This is a genomic window from Duganella sp. AC917 (assembly GCF_979258245.1).
The window spans coordinates 1370660-1389771 of sequence record NZ_OZ409848.1 but is presented as its reverse complement, the minus strand read 5'-3'; the positions used below and the strand labels follow the sequence as shown (position 1 = coordinate 1389771).

The 19112-nt window shown below is 63.7% G+C and carries 14 protein-coding genes; 9 read left to right on the top strand and 5 right to left on the bottom strand.

The window, feature by feature from the left end; translation table 11 throughout:
• Positions 1-9: 9 nt before the first annotated feature.
• Positions 10-2097 carry a bifunctional rhamnulose-1-phosphate aldolase/short-chain dehydrogenase gene (locus ACZ0BA_RS06260; RefSeq protein WP_463450461.1) on the bottom strand — a complete coding sequence of 696 codons (2088 nt, stop codon included), beginning with the start codon at positions 2095-2097 and terminating at the stop codon, positions 10-12.
• A 75-nt stretch (positions 2098-2172) separates the two neighbouring features.
• Positions 2173-4890, bottom strand: coding sequence for a TonB-dependent receptor plug domain-containing protein (locus tag ACZ0BA_RS06255; protein ID WP_463450460.1), 2718 nt, complete (start codon positions 4888-4890; stop codon positions 2173-2175).
• Positions 4891-5103: 213 nt separating this feature from the next.
• Between ACZ0BA_RS06255 and ACZ0BA_RS06250 the strand changes: the two genes are divergently transcribed.
• The 4 genes from ACZ0BA_RS06250 (at position 5104) to ACZ0BA_RS06235 (ending at position 9020) form a co-directional block, all read left to right on the top strand.
• Positions 5104-5799: a response regulator transcription factor gene (locus ACZ0BA_RS06250; RefSeq protein ID WP_463450459.1), complete on the top strand. Its 696-nt coding sequence runs from the start codon at positions 5104-5106 to the stop codon at positions 5797-5799.
• Positions 5800-5805: 6 nt separating this feature from the next.
• Positions 5806-7230, top strand: a complete 1425-nt coding sequence (locus ACZ0BA_RS06245) for a sensor histidine kinase (protein ID WP_463450458.1) — start codon at positions 5806-5808, stop codon at positions 7228-7230.
• Positions 7227-8507: an ABC transporter substrate-binding protein gene (locus ACZ0BA_RS06240; protein ID WP_463450457.1), complete on the top strand. Its 1281-nt coding sequence runs from the start codon at positions 7227-7229 to the stop codon at positions 8505-8507. The genes ACZ0BA_RS06245 and ACZ0BA_RS06240 overlap by 4 nt, the downstream gene beginning before the upstream one ends.
• A gap of 123 nt (positions 8508-8630) precedes the next feature.
• Positions 8631-9020, top strand: coding sequence for a nuclear transport factor 2 family protein (locus ACZ0BA_RS06235; protein WP_463450456.1), 390 nt, complete (start codon positions 8631-8633; stop codon positions 9018-9020).
• On the opposite strand, the gene ACZ0BA_RS06230 is transcribed toward ACZ0BA_RS06235, so the two are convergent.
• Positions 9017-9946 carry a LysR family transcriptional regulator gene (locus tag ACZ0BA_RS06230; protein WP_463450455.1) on the bottom strand — a complete coding sequence of 310 codons (930 nt, stop codon included), beginning with the start codon at positions 9944-9946 and terminating at the stop codon, positions 9017-9019. The genes ACZ0BA_RS06235 and ACZ0BA_RS06230 overlap by 4 nt on opposite strands.
• A gap of 182 nt (positions 9947-10128) precedes the next feature.
• Here ACZ0BA_RS06230 and ACZ0BA_RS06225 point away from each other — a divergent pair, with 182 nt between their 5' ends.
• Positions 10129-12330 carry a beta-glucosidase gene (locus ACZ0BA_RS06225; protein ID WP_463450454.1) on the top strand — a complete coding sequence of 734 codons (2202 nt, stop codon included), beginning with the start codon at positions 10129-10131 and terminating at the stop codon, positions 12328-12330.
• A gap of 172 nt (positions 12331-12502) precedes the next feature.
• On the opposite strand, the gene guaA is transcribed toward ACZ0BA_RS06225, so the two are convergent.
• Both guaA and guaB read right to left on the bottom strand, forming a co-directional pair.
• Positions 12503-14113, bottom strand: a complete 1611-nt coding sequence (gene guaA, locus ACZ0BA_RS06220; RefSeq protein ID WP_463450453.1) for a glutamine-hydrolyzing GMP synthase — start codon at positions 14111-14113, stop codon at positions 12503-12505.
• Positions 14114-14179: 66 nt separating this feature from the next.
• Positions 14180-15652: an IMP dehydrogenase gene (gene guaB, locus ACZ0BA_RS06215; protein WP_090313801.1), complete on the bottom strand. Its 1473-nt coding sequence runs from the start codon at positions 15650-15652 to the stop codon at positions 14180-14182.
• Positions 15653-15864: 212 nt separating this feature from the next.
• On the opposite strand from guaB, the gene ACZ0BA_RS06210 reads away from it, so the two are divergent.
• The 4 genes from ACZ0BA_RS06210 (at position 15865) to ACZ0BA_RS06195 (ending at position 18995) form a co-directional block, all read left to right on the top strand.
• Positions 15865-16578, top strand: coding sequence for a hypothetical protein (locus ACZ0BA_RS06210; RefSeq protein WP_463450452.1), 714 nt, complete (start codon positions 15865-15867; stop codon positions 16576-16578).
• A gap of 139 nt (positions 16579-16717) precedes the next feature.
• Positions 16718-17254 (top strand): DUF4124 domain-containing protein, encoded by a 537-nt coding sequence (locus tag ACZ0BA_RS06205; RefSeq protein WP_463450451.1) that lies wholly within the window; start codon positions 16718-16720, stop codon positions 17252-17254.
• A 74-nt stretch (positions 17255-17328) separates the two neighbouring features.
• Positions 17329-18357 carry an HTH-type transcriptional regulator GntR gene (gene gntR / locus ACZ0BA_RS06200; RefSeq protein WP_463450450.1) on the top strand — a complete coding sequence of 343 codons (1029 nt, stop codon included), beginning with the start codon at positions 17329-17331 and terminating at the stop codon, positions 18355-18357.
• A 113-nt stretch (positions 18358-18470) separates the two neighbouring features.
• Positions 18471-18995, top strand: a complete 525-nt coding sequence (locus ACZ0BA_RS06195; RefSeq protein ID WP_463450449.1) for a gluconokinase — start codon at positions 18471-18473, stop codon at positions 18993-18995.
• Positions 18996-19112 lie beyond the last annotated feature (117 nt).

Below are 19112 nucleotides of genomic sequence, written 5' to 3'. Positions count from 1 at the left end.
CATGGTGCCTTAGCGGGTGAATGCCATCAGGTTGCCGCCGTCGACGTTGAGGATGTTGCCAGTGGACTTGCCCGACAAATGTTCGGCGGCGAAGAAGTACGCGCCTTCGGCGATATCCTCCGGCAGCACGCTGCGCTTGAGCATGGAGCGCTGGCGGTAAAACTCTTCCAGATCGCCCTCCCCGATCTTGTTCGCTTGCGCGCGCTCTTTGCTCCAGTCACCCGACCAGATGCGCGAGCCGCGTATCACCGCATCCGGATTGACGACGTTCGAGCGGATACCAAGGGGCGCGCCTTCCAGCGCGAAACACCGCGACAGCTGGATCTCGGCAGCCTTGGCAACGCAGTAGGCGGCCGCCTGGTTCGACGCCACCAGACCGTTCTTGCTGGCGATGAACACCATCGCGCCGCCGACACCCTGCGCCTTCATGGTGCGGAAGGCTTCGCGGCCGACCAGGAAGTAGCCGGTGGCCAGGATGGACTGATTGCGGTTCCACAATTCCAGGCTGGTGTCTTCGATCGGCGCGGAAGAGGCGATACCGGCGTTGGAGACCAGCAGGTCGACGCCGCCGAAGGCCAGCGCGGTGCCGCGCAAGGCCAGTTGGATCGATTCCTCTTTGGTGACATCGCAGACCGCGCTGTGCACCACGTCCCGGCTATAGGTCTTCGCCAGCTCGCCGCCAACCTGCGACAGTGCTTCGGCATCGATATCCAGCAGCGCCACGCATGCGCCCTCCTTCAGATAGCGTTCAGCGATGGCGCGGCCGATGCCGCCCGCGGCACCGGTCACCACGGCGATCTTGCCCGCAAGCGCTTTCGGCGCGGGCATGCGCTGCAGCTTGGCTTCCTCCAGCAACCAGTATTCGATGTCGAACGCTTCCTGTTCCGGCAGCCCGACGTACTTGTCCACCAGATTGGCATCGCGCATCACGTTGACGGCATTGACATAGAATTCGCCGGCGATGCGGGCGGTCGCTTTGTCCTTGGCCAGCGTGACCATGCCGATTTGCGGCAGCAGGAACACCACTGGATTGGCGTCGCGCATCGCCGGGCTGTTTTCACGCTTGCAGCGTTCATAGTAGGCGGCGTAGTCGGCGCGGTACGCGGCCAGCAGCGTCTCGAGCGCGGGGCGCAGTTCTGCCTCCTCCAGCGACCAGATCGACGGCGGCACCACGGCCGGGCGGATCTTGGTGCGCAGGAAGTGGTCCGGGCACGACGTGCCCAGCGCGGCCAGTTCTTCCAGCTGCACCGAGTTGACAAACTCCTGCACTACGGCACTACGGTCCACGTGCGCCAGCTTGTACACGCCGTTGGCCGAGGCCAGCCCGCGTAAGACCGGCAGCACGCGGCCCAAGATCGCATCACCGTCGGCGTCGGCCAGGCTGCTCAACTTGCCGCCGCCGAAGGCGCTGCGGCCGGCGCCCCTGGCCGCCAGCCAGGCGTTGGCTTTTTCAATCACGGCCACGGTGTTGTCGTAGCAGCTGCGGGCGGTGTCGCCCCAGGTGAACAGGCCGTGTCCGGCCAGGATCAGGCCGCGAATGCCCGGATTGGCCTTGCAATAGGCTTCCAGCTGCAAGCCGAGTTCATAGCCGGGACGGCGCCACGACATCCAGCCCAATTCGCCGCCGAAGATTTCGCGCGTCAGCTGCTCGCTGTTGGCGGTGGCCGCGACGGCGATCAGGGCGTCGGGGTGCATGTGATCGGTATGGCGGAACGGCAGATAGGCGTGTAGCGGCGTATCGATGCTGGCCGCGCGCGGATTGAGGTTGAAGGTACAGTGCGGCAGGTAGGCCACCATCTCGTCTTCGAAATCGGCGCCACGGTACCGCTTCTTCAGACCGTTCAGCTTGTCCATGTACAGCGAGGAAAAACCGTCCATCTTCATCGATCCCAAGTCGCCGCCGGAACCCTTTACCAGCAGAACCCGCGTCGGCTCGCCGGTGACGGGGTCGGGCAGTTCCACCTTGGCCGCCGTGTTGCCGCCGCCGTAGTTCGTAATGCGCAGGTCCGAGCCCAGCAAGTTGGAGCGGTACAGCAACAGCTCCGGCTCGCTCATGCCAGCGGTTAAATCATCGTTCCACTTTGGAAATGGGATCACGTTTTACTCTCTCTATCGTCAAAAAAATGTTGAAACAGCGGATGGCGGCCGTTGTCAGGCCGCCCCGCAACAGGCTTACCAGTCCTTGTGGAAACCGAGCGAAACCACGCGGCCCAGGGCTGAAGCGGATTGCGCATCGAAACCGATCAAGCCGTTGTTGCCGCTGGTGTAGTAGACCGGTGGATTGCGGTCGAACAGATTGCTGATGTTCAGCGTGAGCTTCGCGCCTTTCAACCAGCCGTCGGTGTTGGGCAGCGACCAGGCCCAGTTGGTGTCGACCGTATTGAACGAGGCGACCTGCTGCACACCGGTGCTGATCGAGTTGCGGTAGCCGCCGGTGTAGTTGTAGAAGACGCTGGCGGCAAAGTCGCCGCTGGACCAGCCCAGTTGCGCGCGCGCCTTGGTCTTGATTGCATAATTGGTGCCCAGCAGGTCGATCTTTTCGGCCACGCCAGGCACGATCTGATCGAACTTCAGCATGCGGGTGCCCGCGAGGTTCACGTTCCATTTTCCGAGGTCGTTGCGGAAACCGTAGCCGATATCGAAGTCGATGCCATGTATGCGCTCGTCGGCAAAGTTCTGGCGGCGCAGGTCATAGACGGCGGTCGGCAGCGCGGTGACGTCGGGATAGACCTGGCCGTCGTGGCGGAAGCCGTTCAGCATGGGCTGGATCACCGCCAGCCATTGCGCGTCGCTGACGCCGGCCGGGCGCACGGTGCGGTACTTGTCATACGCTGCCAGCGGGTTGGTGACCGGGGCGAAGGTCGGGAAGGTGATCACATCGTCGTAGTTGATGATGAAATACGACATGCTCAACTTGAAGCCCTTGAGCAGCGATGGTCCCAGGTCGAAGCCGAAGTTGTAGGTGGTCGCCTTCTCCGGTTGCAGGCCGCTGTTGCCGCCTGCTAGCACCACGGTGTAATCGGACGCGCCAGCGGCGGCGCAGCCGATGTAGCCGCCGGCGATGCAAGGGAAGCGGATGGCGCGCGTGTCGATGGCGGTGCCGGCGTCGGCCAGGCTTGGCGCGTGGAACGAGCGGCCGGCGCTGGCGCGCAGTTGCGCGCCCTCGACCACGGTCCAGGTCACACCCGCCTTGGGATTGGTGGTGCTGCCGACGTCGCTGTAGTTGTCGTAGCGCGCGGCCAGGGACAGGTCGAGTTTTTCGATGCCCGGAGCGCCGTTGGCCTTGCCCACCAACGGGAAGAACAGCTCGCCAAACGCCGAGCGGCTGGTGCGGGTACCGCCTGCATTGTAGGGGTTGCCGGCGTCGCGCGGCCCGGTGACGACCAGGCCATCGAACCCCTCCTGGCGCACATCCACACCCACCGCCAGCTTGACCTCGCCGCCCGGAATGTTGAAGATTCCGCCGTCGAGCTTGGCTTGGCCTTCCTTGAGCGTTTGGCGCGCATAGTAGCGGGTTTCATAGTTGCCGATGCGCGCCAGCAGCCCCGGCTCGGTGGCCGCGCCGACGCCGTAGGGATTGAAGGTACCGTTCTCGGCGCTGCTCGCGGCGAGCGCCTGGTTGATGCCGTGGTTGCGGACATCGTCGCGCTCCAGTCCATAGTTCAACTCCACCTTGGCGTTCCAGCCGCCGGACAGCTCGACGTTGGCGCCCGCCACCAGCGACAGCGTCTTGGTCTTGATGTTGTTGGTAAACGATGGACCGAAGTCGGCCGACGGATTGTAGGTCACCGATTGGGTCGCGGTGGAGCCGTTGATCGGCCGGTAGAACGGACTGGTCGAAGGCACGTTGACCGAGGTGCCGCCGCTGGTGATACCGTCCCCGGCGACGTGCGACTTGACCTCGCGGTGCGACGCCAGCACGCTGCCGTACAGCTCGGTATTCTCGGTGACGTGCTGGCGCACCGACGAGAACACGGAGTCGCGCGTTTGCGCGGGATACAGGTCCGTCGCACGGTTCACCTCGCAGTTGGTAGTGCCGGGCACAATGGCGCCGCCCGCATTCAATGTATAGGCCGCGCCGTTCATGGCGATGTTAGCCGGGTTGCAGAGCGTCGACCGGCTGTCGGGACCGCCGAAGCGGCGCTGGTCGTTGACGATATAGTCGCGCTTGGTACCGGCCAGCGCCGTGTTGTGCGTGTGCTCGTAAGACAGCAGCCAGCCGCCGCCGTCCCAGGTCTTGCCGAGCAGCTGGCTGAAGTTCGTCGTGCGGTAGCCGTTGCCGGTGCCGCTAGTCAAGCCCGTCTCGGCGCCGTTGAAGTTGCGGCGGGTGACGAAGTTGACCACGCCGGCGATGGCGTCCGATCCGTAGATGGAGGAGCCACCGTCGGCCATCACTTCGACGCGTTGCAGCGCGGACAGCGGAATGCCGCCGGCGTCCGGCGCGGTCTGGTTGATGCCGGCGCCCGGCAGGCGGTGGCCGTCCAGCAGCAGCAAGGTCAGGCCGCCGCCGCCGTTGCCCACGCCGATGCCGTGCACCGCCGGCTGGTCGACAAAGTTGGCCTGGTTGCTGCCCGTGTTGTTGCCGGTGGTGTTGAAGTTGTTCAACTGCGGCAGCGCGCGCAGCATCTCGGTGCCGGTGGTGGCGCCGGTGGCGGCGATCTCGGCAATGCTCATCTTGGTCAAGCCGGCGCCGACCGGCGCGACGCCGCGAATGCTGGTGCCGGTCACGGTGACGACATTGTCGACCGGCGCCGGTTTGGCTTCCGCCGCCGCCTTCTCGGCAACGGTATCCGGCGCTACGTTCTGGGCGGCTGCGATGACGGAAGTGCCCGCCAGGATGGCGCCGATGGCCGCAACCAGGGCTTTTTGCTTATACGGTGTCTTTTCCAACTCTGTCTCCATGGTGTAGTTTTTTGTTTGTATGGGTGGGGAGATGACTGCCCCAACGTTCGTCATCGCTGAATTTTCAACATTAACAATCGTTAATAAAATATAGCGTCACATTAATTTAATGTAAATCTCGGTAATGCCGACGATTCGATACAATCACATTCGTGATCGAAGTCGCTGGCATGCGGGTTCATATATTGTTAAACTTTGTCCATGCAAATACTCCTCGCAGAAGACGACACCATGCTGGCCGACGCCCTGAGCGCGCAGTTGCGCCACCTCGGCTATGCGGTGGAACTGGCCCCCAACGGTCCGGTCGCGCAGTACCTGTTGCAAAGACACCACTTCGACCTGGCCATCCTCGACCTCGGGCTGCCGATGGTGGATGGTTTGACCGTGCTGCGCGAGCTGCGCGTGGCGAACGAGCAGATGCCGGTGGTGGTGCTGACCGCACAGGACGGCCTCGATAGCCGGGTGGCGGGACTCAATGCCGGCGCCGACGACTACATCACCAAACCGTTTGACTTTCCGGAACTGGAGGCGCGTCTGCGCGCCCTCTTGCGCCGGGCCAAGGCGGTCACCGCCAGCGCCGACCTCAGTTGCGGCGCCCTGATCTTCGACGCCAAGAACCGCCGCGCCGCCGTCAACGGCCAGGCGCTCGAACTGAGTCCGCGCGAGTACACGCTGCTGGAATTGCTGCTGATACATCGCGACAATGTGGTGACCAAGGACCAGATCACGCAGGTATGGGCCAACGACGGGGGCGGCGTCGGTGCCGGCAATGCGATCGAGGTCTACATTCACCGTCTGCGCCGGCGCCTGGAAGGCTCGGGCCTCGACATCCGCACGGTACGCGGGCTTGGTTATCTACTGGAAGAATCAGGCAAGCCCGGCGTTCAGGCCGGATAGGCGGGCATGGTCTCCCTGTCCCGCAAACTGACGCTGTGGCTGCTACTCCCGCAGTTGGTGCTGTGGCTTGCCGGCGGCCTGGCGACCTACCGCCTGGCCGCAAACTATGCCAATCGCGCCATCGATGCGAGCCTGGTGCAAGCCTCGCGCGCCCTGCTGCGGCAGCTCAAACCGATCGACCAGGGCCTGCTGATCGACTTCCCGCGCGCCGCCCAGGATGTACTGGAAGCGGACCCCAAGGATCGGCTGATGTACACCGTCAGCACCCCGCCCGGCAGTTTCATCCTCGGTAACAATACGCTGCCGCCGCCCCCGCCGATCAAGGCCCGCAAGCTCGATACGCCCTACTTCTACGACAGCTCGGTGGCGCCGGCCGATGGCGCGCGTGGCCCGGAAAAACAGATGCGCATCGTGGCCCTGTACGTCGCCTTCGGGGATATCGCCGCCCCCAAGCAGACCATGCTGGTGCAGGTCGCGCGCAGCAGCACCAACCGCGAAGAGCTGGCGCGCGCCATTCTCGCCGACACTTTGCTGCCGCTGTCCGTGCTGGTACTGCTGATGACCCTCATTGTCAGCTACGGCATCCGCGCCGGACTGGCGCCGTTGGCACGCTTGCGGCGCGAAGTCGAGAGCCGCGCGCCGGACGACCTGACGCCGCTCAAGCTGGATTTGGCGCCGGTGGAATTGCGCTCGCTGGCCACCGCCCTGAACGACTTGCTGGCAGCCGTGCAGCGCCAGGTCGGCGCGCAAAAGCGCTTTATCGGCGACGCCGCGCACCAGCTGCGCACCCCGCTGGCAGGCCTGCAGAGCCAAACCAAACTAGCGCTACAGGCGGCCACCGACCCGGAGCAGCGCAAGCGTCTGGAGCTGGTGCATCAGAGCGCAACACGCAGCGCGCACCTGGTGTCCCAGCTCCTGGCGCTGGCGCACGCGGAGCCCAACGGCGCGGCCATGCCGGGAAGAGAACGCCTCGAACTGCGCCAGTTCGCCAGCGAACTGGTGGCCCAACTGGTGCCGCGCGCGCTGCGCGCCGGTCAGGACTTGGGCATGGACGACGATGGCGCCGAGGCCCCGGTCGTGGTACGTGCCAACGCCATGCTGTTGCGTGAGGCATTAAGTAATGTGATCGACAACGCCATCCAGTACGCCGGTGTCGGCGCCGAGCTCACTGTGCGCGTGCAGCAACGCAGCGGCACGGCGCTGCTGATCGTCGAGGACAACGGTCCCGGCCTGCCCGAGGCCGAACATGCGCGGGTGTTCGAGCGCTTTGTGCGCGCCACCCACGGCGGCAACGGCTGCGGCCTGGGACTCGCGATCGTCAAGGAAATCGTCGAGCGGCACGACGGAACGGTGACGCTGGAGCAGGTGCGGCCGCGCGGCCTGCGCGTCGTCATCGGACTGGCGCTGGCAGACAAGGAAGAACAGGTATGAAACAGCCCTGCCCGCGCGCGCACCGGCTTGCCCGGGCGCTCTTGCCGCTGCTGCTGTCCCTGTCGCTGCAATCCAGCGCAGGCGAGGTCGAAGTGCTGCATTTCTGGACCAGCGGAGGCGAAGCCGGGGCGCTGGCGCAATTGAAAACCTCGATACGCGCAAGGAACCATACCTGGAAGGATTTCGCGGTCGCCGACGGCGGCGGCGGGCTGGCGTTGACGCTGTTAAGTTCGCGCGTCATGTCGGGCAATCCGCCAACGGCGGCGCAGGTCAAGGGCGCAACCATCGAGGAATGGGCGCATGCCGGCAAATTGGCCAATATCGACGCGGTGGCCAAGGCCGAACGCTGGGACGACTTGCTGCCCAAGATCGTCAGCGACACGATGAAAGTCAACGGCCACTATGTCGCCGCGCCGCTGAATGTTCACCGGGTAAACTGGCTGTGGGTCAATGCCGCCGCGCTCAGGAAGGTCAATGCCAGGCTGCCAACCACATGGGACGAGTTCTTTGCGGTGGCGGACGCCATGCGCAAGGCCGGTATCGCACCGCTGGCCTATTCCGGGCAGTCGTGGCTGGACCTGGGCACCTTCGAGACCGTGGTGATCGGCATTGCGGGCGCCGAGTTCTACAAGCGCGCCTTCATGCAACGCGATCCGGCCGCGCTCAATAGCCCGCAAATGGAGCAGGTTCTGTTGACCTTCAAACGCATCAAGCGCTACACCGAACCGCACGGCCGCAGCCGCGATTGGGTGGCTGCGACGGCCGCTCTGGTCAAGGGCGAGGCGGGAATGCAGCTGATGGGCGACTGGGCCAAGAGCGAGATCCGTGCCGCTGGCAAAGTGCCTGGCGTCGATATCTTATGCACCGCAGCGCCGGGATCGGCGGCGGCGTTCACCTTCGACATCGATTCGCTCGCGATGTTCAAAGTGAGCCAGACCAACCAGGCGGCCCAGCAGGACTTGGCGCGCGCGATCATGGGCAAGGACTTCCAGCAAGCGTTCAACCTGGCCAAAGGTTCGATCCCGGTGCGGCGCGACGTCAAGCTCGATGGCTTTGACGAATGCGCCCGCCAGTCCAGCCGCGACTTTGCCGCCAGCGCCAGGCGCGGCACGCTGCTGCCCAGCTTTGCGCACGGCATGGGACTTCCGTATGCCACCACGCAAGCGATCTGGGAGGTGATACGCCAATATTGGAATCAAGACAGTATGAGTCCACGTGAAGCGATGGCCAGGCTTGCGCGGGCGGCAACGTCGCCGGCCGAACCGCCAAACCGCTGAGGCCGGTCCGCCACCGGCACCGCTCGGTTTTTCCGATACCACGGATTGAGAAATCCGCATATACGCCAAGTCCCAATTCCGTATGATGTGGCTGCATCGGCCATCGAAAAGGAAGGGAGCGGTATGTCACTATCTGAGAGCATGCGGGAGAACTTGCTCGAGCGAGAGGCGATGCGATGCCGCGCGCTGGTCGAACGCGATCGACAGGTGCTCGACGACATACTCGATCCGGTGCTGGTGCACACGCATTCGACGGGAGAAACCCACGACAAGCCGTCATACCTGACACAGGCGCTTGGCCCGGCGCTCACGCTGGCGGTGGAGCGCGGGCCGCTGGAGATCCAGTTATTCGGCCAGGTCGCCATTATGCGCGGCACCATCTCGACGACCGTGCAGCCACCGGTGCCCGTGGCCGCCGCGACGGTGCATTGCCAGCTGTTGCAGGTTTGGCGCCAGCACGATGGCGCATGGCGCCTGCTAGCCTATCAAGCCACCCGCACGGCGCGCATTTAATAGCCTTCGAAGTGCTGCGCTCTGCTGGCGGCGACTTCCTTCAAGACATTGCGGAACCAGATGTGGGCAGGATCCTTGTCGGAGAATTTATGCCACTGCATGCACTCCATCACCGGCGGCATGTCCAACGGCGGCTTGATGAGCCGAAGCGGGAAATAATGCGCATACAGCGACGCTAACCGCGTGTGCATGGTGGCGACGCGGTTTGTGCCGATGACGAAATGCGGCATCGCGCTGAACGTGTTGGTGGTGGCCTCGATACGCCGAGACAGGCCTGCGCTCTGCATGAACCATTCCTCGAAACTGGGCGCCTGCCGCTGGATGCCGAACAGTGTCGATACGTGGCCCAGCTCCATGAACTGCTCGAGCGTCAACGTGTCGCCCACAACGGAATTGCTGGCCCAGACCACGCAACTGTAGCTGTCTTCGAACAGCGGCACACTCGGATGCTGCGGCGACAGGTACTTCTCCGGCATGATCAGGATGTCGACCTCGCCGCGGTCAACTTGCTCCAGGAAGCCGTCGTGCGGCGCCATGATCTCCATCGTCATCCGGGGCGCCGAAATATGCAGGCGCCGCCCCACTTCGGCCAGCAGTACCGTCGCCGGGTAGTCGGAACTGATGATACGAAAATGGCGCTCCGAGGTGGCCGGTACGAAAGCCGGCCGAATGTCGATGGTGGACTGGATCTGCAACAGCACATCGCGTATCGGCGCCTCCAGGCTGACAGCCAGGGGCGTCAGCACCATCGCGCGGCCTACCTGCACCAGCAACTCATCGCCGAAAAACTCGCGCAGCCGCGCCAGCACGCCGCTGGTCGCGGACTGGCTCAGGTTCAATCGGTTGGCCGCACGAGTGATGCTGCGCTCGGCCATCAGGATATCGAGCGCCACCAGCAGGTTCAGGTCTAGACGATTAAAACGCATCGTGGGCCGTCCGCCATATTTGTCTCCGTCTTTTTATTTTGTATGGCCAAAATGATAGCACGGCGATACCGGGCCGATTCCATCGCCGTATCGCATTGCGCGATTGCTGGTATCGGAAAAGCCGAGTCGTGGCCGGCGCGCATAGCTCCTATACTTTCGGACATTACAACAAGGAGACCTCGATGCAAAAAAGACGACTAACCGTCGCGCTGGCTGCAGCTTTGGCCATGACCGCAGGCCACGCCGCCGACAGTGCCGACGCTGTGGCGGACCAACGCGCCACGGCGTTGCTGGCGAAGATGACGCTCGACGAGAAAATCCAGCTGGTTCATGGCGCCGGCTTGGGCACATCGCCGCTGGGCGGTGGCGGCTACATCCCGGGCATCGCCCGCCTCGGTATTCCGGCGCTGAACATGGCCGACTCGGCGACCGGCGTCAACGCCGGCATTACAGGGGCGACAGCATTCCCCTCCCCGCTGGCCTTGGCGGCCAGCTGGGACACCGCGCTGGCCGGCGACATGGCCGGCACCATCGCAAAGGAACTGCGAACGCTGGGATTCGCCGTCTCGCTGGGTACCGGCATTAATCTGGCGCGCGAACCGCGCAACGGCCGGACTTTCGAATACATGGGGGAAGACCCGGTACTGGCGGGCGCCATCCTGACCGCGCGCACCCGCGCGACGCAGGCGCTGAAGGTAGTCGGTACGGCCAAGCACCTGGCCGGCAACGAGCAGGAAACCAATCGCTTCGCTTCGAACTCCGTCATCTCGGAACGCGTGCTGCGGGAGCTATACCTGCTACCGTTCGAGATGACCGTCGAAGGCGCCCAGCCGGGCAATGTCATGTGTGCTTACAACCTGGTTAACGGCGTCAAGGCCTGCGAGAGCAAGGAACTGATCGCCGACATACTGAAAGGCGATTGGGGCTACAAGGGCATCGTGCAATCCGATTGGATCTTCGGACTGACCGACACGGTACGCGGCGCCAACGCCGGCCTGGACGAAGAGCAGCCGGGATCGCAGGACGACTACGCCAGCATCAACGGCCTGCCGCCGACGCATTTCAACCAGAAACTCAAAGCGGCAGTGCAAAGCGGTACGGTATCCGCAGCGCGCCTGGACGATATGGTGTTCAGGAAGCTGCGCACGTTGTACAAGATCGGCGTGATGGACGAGCCGCCAACCAGGGGCGGCACCTTGGACAAGGCGGCCGGCCTGGCGATGGCCCAACGGGCGGCGGCGCAGTCGATGGTGCTGCTGAAGAACGCAACGCCGGAGCGCAAAACGGCACCGCTGCTGCCGATCGCAAAGACGATACGGTCCATCGTGGTCGTAGGCGGCAACGCGGATGTCGGCGTCATGCACGGGGGCGGCTCGGCCTCGATCGCTCCGCAGGATGGCAACCCGGTCGCCTGCCTCCGGCCCAACATGGCCTTCGATCCGTTCGGCGTCTTCCCGCGCTGCGCGCCGTTCTTCAAATCGTCGCCGCTGGCCGCGATACGCGCTAAGGCGCCGGGCGCGATCGTGACCTACTTCGATGGCAGCGACTCGACGGCGGCGGCCGAAGCCGCCGCCAACGCCGATGTGGCCATCGTGTTCGCCACCCAGTTCACCAGCGAGAACATGGATCTGCCATCGCTCAACCTGCCGAACCAGAACACCGATCCCGCCAACCAGGCCTACGACCAGGACGCGCTGATCGCCGCTGTCGCCGCCAGGAATAAGTCGACCGTGGTGGTGCTGGAACACGGCACGGCGGTGGTCATGCCGTGGTTGTCCGGCGTACCCTCGGTATTGGCTGCATGGTATCCCGGCGTGCGCGGCGGCCAAGCGATCGCCGATGTGCTGTTCGGCGACGTCAACCCATCCGGTAAGCTGCCGCTGACCTTCCCGCAGCGCGAGCAGGATTTGCCGCAGCAGCTCATCTCCGAAACCGACACCACTGTGAACTACGCCGAAGGGCTGAATATGGGCTATCGCTGGTTCGATGCGAACAACATCGTGCCGCTGTTCCCGTTCGGTCACGGCTTGTCGTACACGACGTTCAGCTATTCCGGGCTGCAGGCAAGCAAACAGCCCAACGGCGATGTGGTGATCAAGGTCACGCTGAGGAATGACGGCGTGCGCACGGGAGCGGAAGTGGCACAGGTCTACGCGGCATTGCCAGCGGGGATAGACCAGCCGCCGCAACGCCTGGTGGCGTGGCAGAAGGTCGAGTTGAAACCGGGCGAGGCACGCCAGGTGGCGATGACGGTGGTGAAGAAGCGCCTACAGATGTGGAATACCAGTCAGCGCAGATGGGATACAGCACCCGGATCTTATAAGATGCGCGTGGGCGGTTCATCGCGCACGCCGACCATGCTCAGTGCGAACATCGACATGTAGGAAAAATGGGGGGGGGGTGGACAGCCGTTGCGGCGTTCACCCTGTTCACGCAATGCGAGCCGGCGGAAATAGACTGCCCTGCTTACCGCAAATTAAAGGCCGCTGACGATCTAAAACGCGTCGTCAACGACCTCAAAGTGCTCTTTTCAACCCAACGACGCAGGCGGACTCGTCACTCCCACTCGATAGTCGCAGGCGGCTTGCCCGAGATGTCGTACACCACGCGGTTAATCCCGCGCACCTCGTTGATGATGCGGTTCGACACTTTGCCCAGCAGCGCGTGCGGAAGATGCGCCCAGTGCGCCGTCATGAAGTCCTGCGTCTGCACCGCGCGCAGCGCGACCACATACTCATAGGTGCGGCCATCGCCCATCACGCCCACCGATTTGACCGGCAGGAACACCGCGAACGCCTGGCTGGTCGCTTCATACCAGTTCTTCGGCAGGTTGTCCGAATCGACCGCCTGACCGGCGATGAACTCATACGGCGTATTCCGCAGCTCTTCGATGAAGATCGCGTCGGCGCGGCGCAGCAGGTCGGCGAACTCCTTCTTGACCTCACCCAGAATGCGCACACCGAGGCCCGGACCCGGGAACGGATGACGGTAGACCATGTCATGCGGCAGGCCCAGCGCCACGCCCAGCTTGCGCACCTCGTCCTTGAACAGTTCGCGCAATGGCTCAAGCAGCTTGAGCTTCATCGTCTCCGGCAAGCCGCCGACGTTGTGGTGGCTCTTGATGGTCTGGCCCTTCTTGCCCTTGCCGGCCGATTCGATCACGTCCGGGTAGATGGTGCCCTGCGCCAGCCATTTGGCGTTGACCAGCTTGCCCGACTCGACCTGGAACACTTCGACGAATTCGCGGCCGATGATCTTGCGCTTCTGTTCCGGGTCGGCAACACCGGCCAGGTGACCCATGAACTGGTCTTCGGCATCGATGCGGATGACCTTGACGCCCAGGTTCTTGGCGAACATGTCCATGACCATCTTGCCCTCGTCCAGGCGCAGCAGGCCGTGGTCGACGAACACGCAGGTGAGCTGGTCGCCGATGGCGCGGTGGATCAGCGCGGCGGCCACGGACGAGTCGACGCCGCCGGACAGGCCGAGGATGACTTCGTCGGTGCCAACCTGGGCGCGGATCTTCTCGACCGCTTCCGAGATGTAGTCCGGCATGTTCCAGTCCGATTTGCAGCCGCAGATCTCGTGCACGAAGCGGCCCAGCATGGCCTTGCCCTGCACCGTGTGGGTCACTTCCGGATGCCACTGCACGCCGTAGAAGTGCTTCTCCTCGTGGGCCATGGCGGCGATCGGGCAGCTAGGCGTGTTGCCCATCAGGACGAAGCCCGGCGGCATTTCCAGCACCTTGTCGCCGTGGCTCATCCACACCTTGAGCATGCCGTGGCCTTCGTCGGTGACGAAGTCGTTGATGCCGTCGAGCAGCTTGGTGTGGCTGCGCGCGCGCACTTCGGCGTAACCGAATTCGCGCACCAGGCCGTTTTCCACTTTACCGCCCAGCTGCGCGGCCATCGTTTGCATGCCGTAGCAGATCCCCAGCACCGGCACGCCCAGCTCGAACACGGCTTGCGGCGCGCGCGGGGAGTCGCCGTCCAACGTGGAGTTGTGGCTGCCCGACAGGATCACGCCGGCGGCGCCGTAGTTGCGCACGAACTCGTCGCTGACGTCGTACGGGAACACTTCCGAGAACACGCCGGAGTCGCGCACGCGGCGGGCGATCAACTGGGTGACTTGGGAGCCGAAATCGAGAATGAGGATTTTAGAATGCATGGATGTCTACAGAAGAGGTCTGGAATGGAAAAACGCCGGCTGACTAGCCGGCGTCGCAAGGACTGCTTAGTCGCCGGAACGGTAGTTCGGCGCTTCCTTGGTGATTTGCACGTCGTGCACATGCGATTCGCGCATGCCGGCCGAGGTGATCTCGACGAACTCGGCTTTGTTACGCAGTTCGTCGATCGTGGCGCAGCCGCAGTAACCCATCGATTGACGCACGCCGCCGACCAGTTGAAAGATGATCGCCAGCACGCTGCCTTTGTAGGCGACGCGCCCTTCGATACCTTCGGGCACGAACTTGTCGGCCTTCATCGTGGCGTCCTGGAAGTAGCGGTCGGCCGAACCGTCCGACATCGCGCCCAGCGAACCCATGCCGCGATACGACTTGTACGAGCGGCCCTGGTACAGGATCACTTCGCCCGGCGCTTCTTCGGTGCCCGCGAACATCGAACCCATCATCACGGTCGACGCGCCGGCGGCCAGCGCCTTGGAGATGTCGCCCGAGAAGCGGATGCCGCCGTCGGCGATACATGGCACGCCGGTGCCTTCCAGCGCCTCGGCCACGTTGGAGATGGCGGTGATCTGCGGCACGCCGACGCCGGCGACGATACGGGTGGTGCAAATCGAGCCTGGGCCGATACCGACCTTGACCGCGTCGGCGCCGTATTCAACCAGCGCCTTGGCGGCGGCGGCCGTGGCGATGTTGCCGCCGATGACGTCCACGTGCGGGAACTTGGTCTTGATCCATTTCACGCGGTCGAGGATGCCTTGCGAGTGGCCGTGGGCGGTGTCGACCACCAGCACGTCGACGCCGGCGGCAACCAGCAACTCGATGCGTTCTTCATCCTTGGCGCCGACGCCGACAGCGGCGCCGACCAGCAGTTTGCCGTGCTGGTCTTTCGATGCGTTGGGGTGCTCGGTCGACTTCTGGATATCCTTGACGGTGATCAGGCCGCGCAGCTCGAAGGCGTCGTTGACAACCAGCACGCGCTCGAGGCGGTGCTTGTTCATCAGGCGCTTGGCTTCGTCGCGGTCGGCGCCGTCGCCGCTTTCCTTGATGAACACCAGCTTTTCGCGCGGAGTCATCTTGGCGCGGGCTTCGGCGTCGAGTTCCTGTTCAAAGCGCAGGTCGCGGTTGGTGATGATGCCGACCACTTCCTTGCCTTCCACGACCGGGAAGCCGGAAATGCCGTACTGCTCGGTCAGTTTGATGACGTCGCGGATTTTCATCGTCGGCGGGATCGTGATCGGATCGCGCAGCACGCCAGCCTCGAAACGTTTGACCTTGGCCACTTCGCGCGCCTGGTCCTTCGGATTGAGGTTCTTGTGGATGATGCCGATGCCGCCCTCTTGCGCCATGGCGATCGCCAGACGGCCTTCGGTCACGGTGTCCATCGCTGCCGACAGCAGCGGAATGTTCAACGTAATATTACGGGTCAGACGAGTTTTGAGGGACGTATCGGCAGGCAGAACATTCGAGTACGCTGGGACGAGAAGCACGTCATCGAACGTGAGTGCTTTTTGGAGAAGACGCATAGCAATTCCTATAGGCGCAAAAGCAGATTATACAGAGTTTGGGCCATTCTGTCTGGAACTTCTCCGGGCGCCGGTCGCAGGCCGTATAATTATTTTAACAATGTTACATTGTGATAGTTTGCGCACTTCACAAACTACGTATAGTACCGGCGACTCCTGGTTTATCGACATCGATCAGGGGCAGACAAACTTATCATCACAAAAGGGTGGACATGAATAAATCGATTTTGAAGTTGCTTTCCGCAGCAGCGCTAGTTGCCGCGACAGCGGCGCCGGCATTCGCAGACACCGCCCACGGCGCCGATGTCGACGTGTGGTTCTCTGGCTTCGATCTGCTTTCAAGCACCGGCAACACCTTCACCTTCTCCAGCGGCCCGTACGTCGGGAACGGCATTCCGGACAACAGCTCGTTCAAAAGCGCGTTCGACCTTACCGCGCACGACGGCAAGGTCTTGACGGGCAAACTGAGCTTCACCATGGACGTGCAATATCAGTTGGCGGCGCCGCCTAACCTGTACGATGGCGACTACAGCGCCTACGCACGGGCAAGCTTCGACATGCTGGCGCCCCACTGCGACCATTGCGGACCATATGATGCGGAACTGGTGGGTAACGCGCAAGGCAGCGCCAGCAGCGGTCCGACCACCGCGCCGACGAGCGGCACTTTGTCGTTCAACTCCAACGCGAGCGATGCCAGTGGCAGCTATGACCGCCTCATCGCGTATATGTTCTACAACCTGGACCCAAATCCGGCCTACGGCTCGATGACCATCACTTCGTTGACGATGTCCATCGAAACGGCGCCGGCCGTAAGCCCGGTGCCGGAACTGCCGCCGTTCGCCATGATGGGCGCCGGTCTGGCCGTGCTGGCACTGCGCGCGCGTCATAACAGCCGCAAGCAGGCCAAGGCCGTTCTGGCAGCGTAACTGACACTGCACTATCAAGGAAGCGTGGCGTCGGCACCCTTTGATGCCACTGACCTTGAAGCTTGGCGCTTCACACGACGTCGGTTGACACCGACGTCGAATCATGGCGAAATCAGCTCCATTGTTATCGGAGCGCACCATGGATCACTCACGCACCCGTCCCCTTCTTGTCTGCCTGACCGTGCTGCTGATGCTGCCGGCCGCACCGCGGACGGCGCTCGCGCAATACATCTGGATTGACGACAAGGGCATCAAGCAGTTGTCGGACCGTCCCCCTCCGCCATCGATTCCCGCCAAGCGCATCTTGAAAGCCCCCGGAAAGACCACGTTCAATCCCAACGCGACCAGCCCGGACCCTGGTGGCGCCGCCGCGCCCGTCGCCGACGTCAATACGGATACCGGCACCAAGGCCGCGCCCTCGCTGACGGAGCGCAACGACGCCTTCAACAAGCGCCGCGCCGATGCAGCCGCCGCCGAGCGCAAAGCAGCCGATGAAGCCCAGCGCAACGCCGACGGCGCCGCCAACTGCGAGGCGGCCCGGCAAAACCAGCGGGCGCTGGACCAGGGCATGCGCATGATGAACGTCGATAAAAACGGTGAGCGCGCAATCATGAGCGACCAGGAGCGCGCCGAATTGGGTAAAAAGAATCAAAAAGTGTTGGCTGGCTGCCAATAAGCGCTCTCCCCCCTCTCCCTTTAGCCCTAAGCTGCCGTATGATATCGCTATCAATATCCCTATAAGTCTTACCGATGACGAAATCACAAGCGAGCAGGAGCCGCGCGAGCGGCCGCATCACGCTGGCGATGGTGGCCAAACATGCCGGCGTGGCGACGATGACCGCATCGCGCGCCATCACCCAGCCGGACATGGTGTCGCAGGCGCTGCGCGACCGCGTCGACAAGGCCGTGATCGACCTGGGCTACGTGCCCAACCGCGCGGCCCGGGCGCTGGCCTCGTCCCAATCGAAGGTAATCGCCGTGCTGGTGCCGTCGCTGTCGAACGCCGTGTTTACCGAAGTGCTGGCCGGCATCCAGGACGCGCTCGACGCCGACGACTACCAGATCCTGATCGGCAACACCCGCTATTCGGACCAGGAAGAGGAAAAACTGATCGGCACCTATCTGCAGTCGAATCCGGACGGCATGCTGCTGTCGGGGCTGACGCACAGCGACCGCGTGCAGCAGATCCTGACCAACTCGCGGGTGCCGGTGGTGTCGATGATGGACATGTCCACCGACCCGTCCCAGCTGACGGTGGGGTTTTCGCAGTTCCAGGCCGGCCAGGCGATGACGCGCTACCTGCTCGACAAGGGCCACAAGCGCATCGGTTTCATCGGCGCGCAGCTCGACGAGCGCACCCTGCGCCGCGCCGAGGGCTACCGCCAGGCCATGAACGAGGCCGGCCTGTCCGACGTGCGGCTCGAGGTCATGGTGGCCGAGCCATCGACCATCGCGCTGGGCGCCGAACTGCTGGGACGCATGCTGGCGCAGGCGCCCGACTGCGACGCCATCTTTTGCTGCAACGACGACCTGGCGCACGGCGCCATCTATCAATGCCAGCGGCGCGGCATCTCGGTGCCGACCCAGCTGGCGATCTGCGGCTTCAACGACCTGCCGGCGTCGGCATGGATGAATCCTTCACTGACCACCATCGGCACGCCGCGCTACCGCATCGGCTTCGAGGCGGCCACCCTGCTGCGCGCCGTGATCAAGGGCGAGGCGCCGCCCAACCGCCAGATCGACCTGGGCTTCACGCTGATGGCCAGGGAGAGCGCCTGACGCAGGCCGCCACGGGCGCCGCTTGATGCGGCGCAGCATAGAATCTTGTTTACAAATCGCGGCAAAAGCTTACACTACAAACAATCTGTTAGCGCTAACATAAACTTACCAATATGAGTCATCAAACAACGCAGATCCGCTGGGTCGTCATGGGCGTGAGCGGCTGCGGCAAAAGCTCGGTCGGGCTGCAACTGGCCACCGCGCTGGGGGCGCCCTACCTCGAGGGCGACACGTATCACTCGTATGCCAACGTCGCCAAAATGTCGGCCGGCGTGGCGCTGACCGATGCCGACCGCGCCGACTGGCTGCAGGCGCTGCACGGCGAGATCGCGGTGGCGCGCGACCGCCACGCCGGTCTGGTCCTCTCGTGCTCGGCATTGAAGCGCCGCTATCGCGATCTGCTGCGCGGCGCCGATCCGCAACTGCGCTTCGCCCACCTGAATGGGCCGCGCGAACTGATCGCCGCGCGCATGGGTGCGCGCGCCGGCCACTATATGCCGACCTCGCTGCTGGACAGCCAGCTGGCGTCGCTGGAACCGCTGCAGGCCGACGAAGCCGGCATCGTGCTCGACATCAGCAAGGATCCGTCCGAACTGGTGCGGGAGATCCTAAATACTTATAAGCAGGAGACAGCATGACGTCCTTCACAGTTACCGCTACCAGATCCGCGCCGCCAGCCTTCGGCTGACGCGCACACCGGGCTCTCTCGGGGTGGCGTCTCCCGCCACGCTGGACTGTGCTAGTGCATGCGCGCA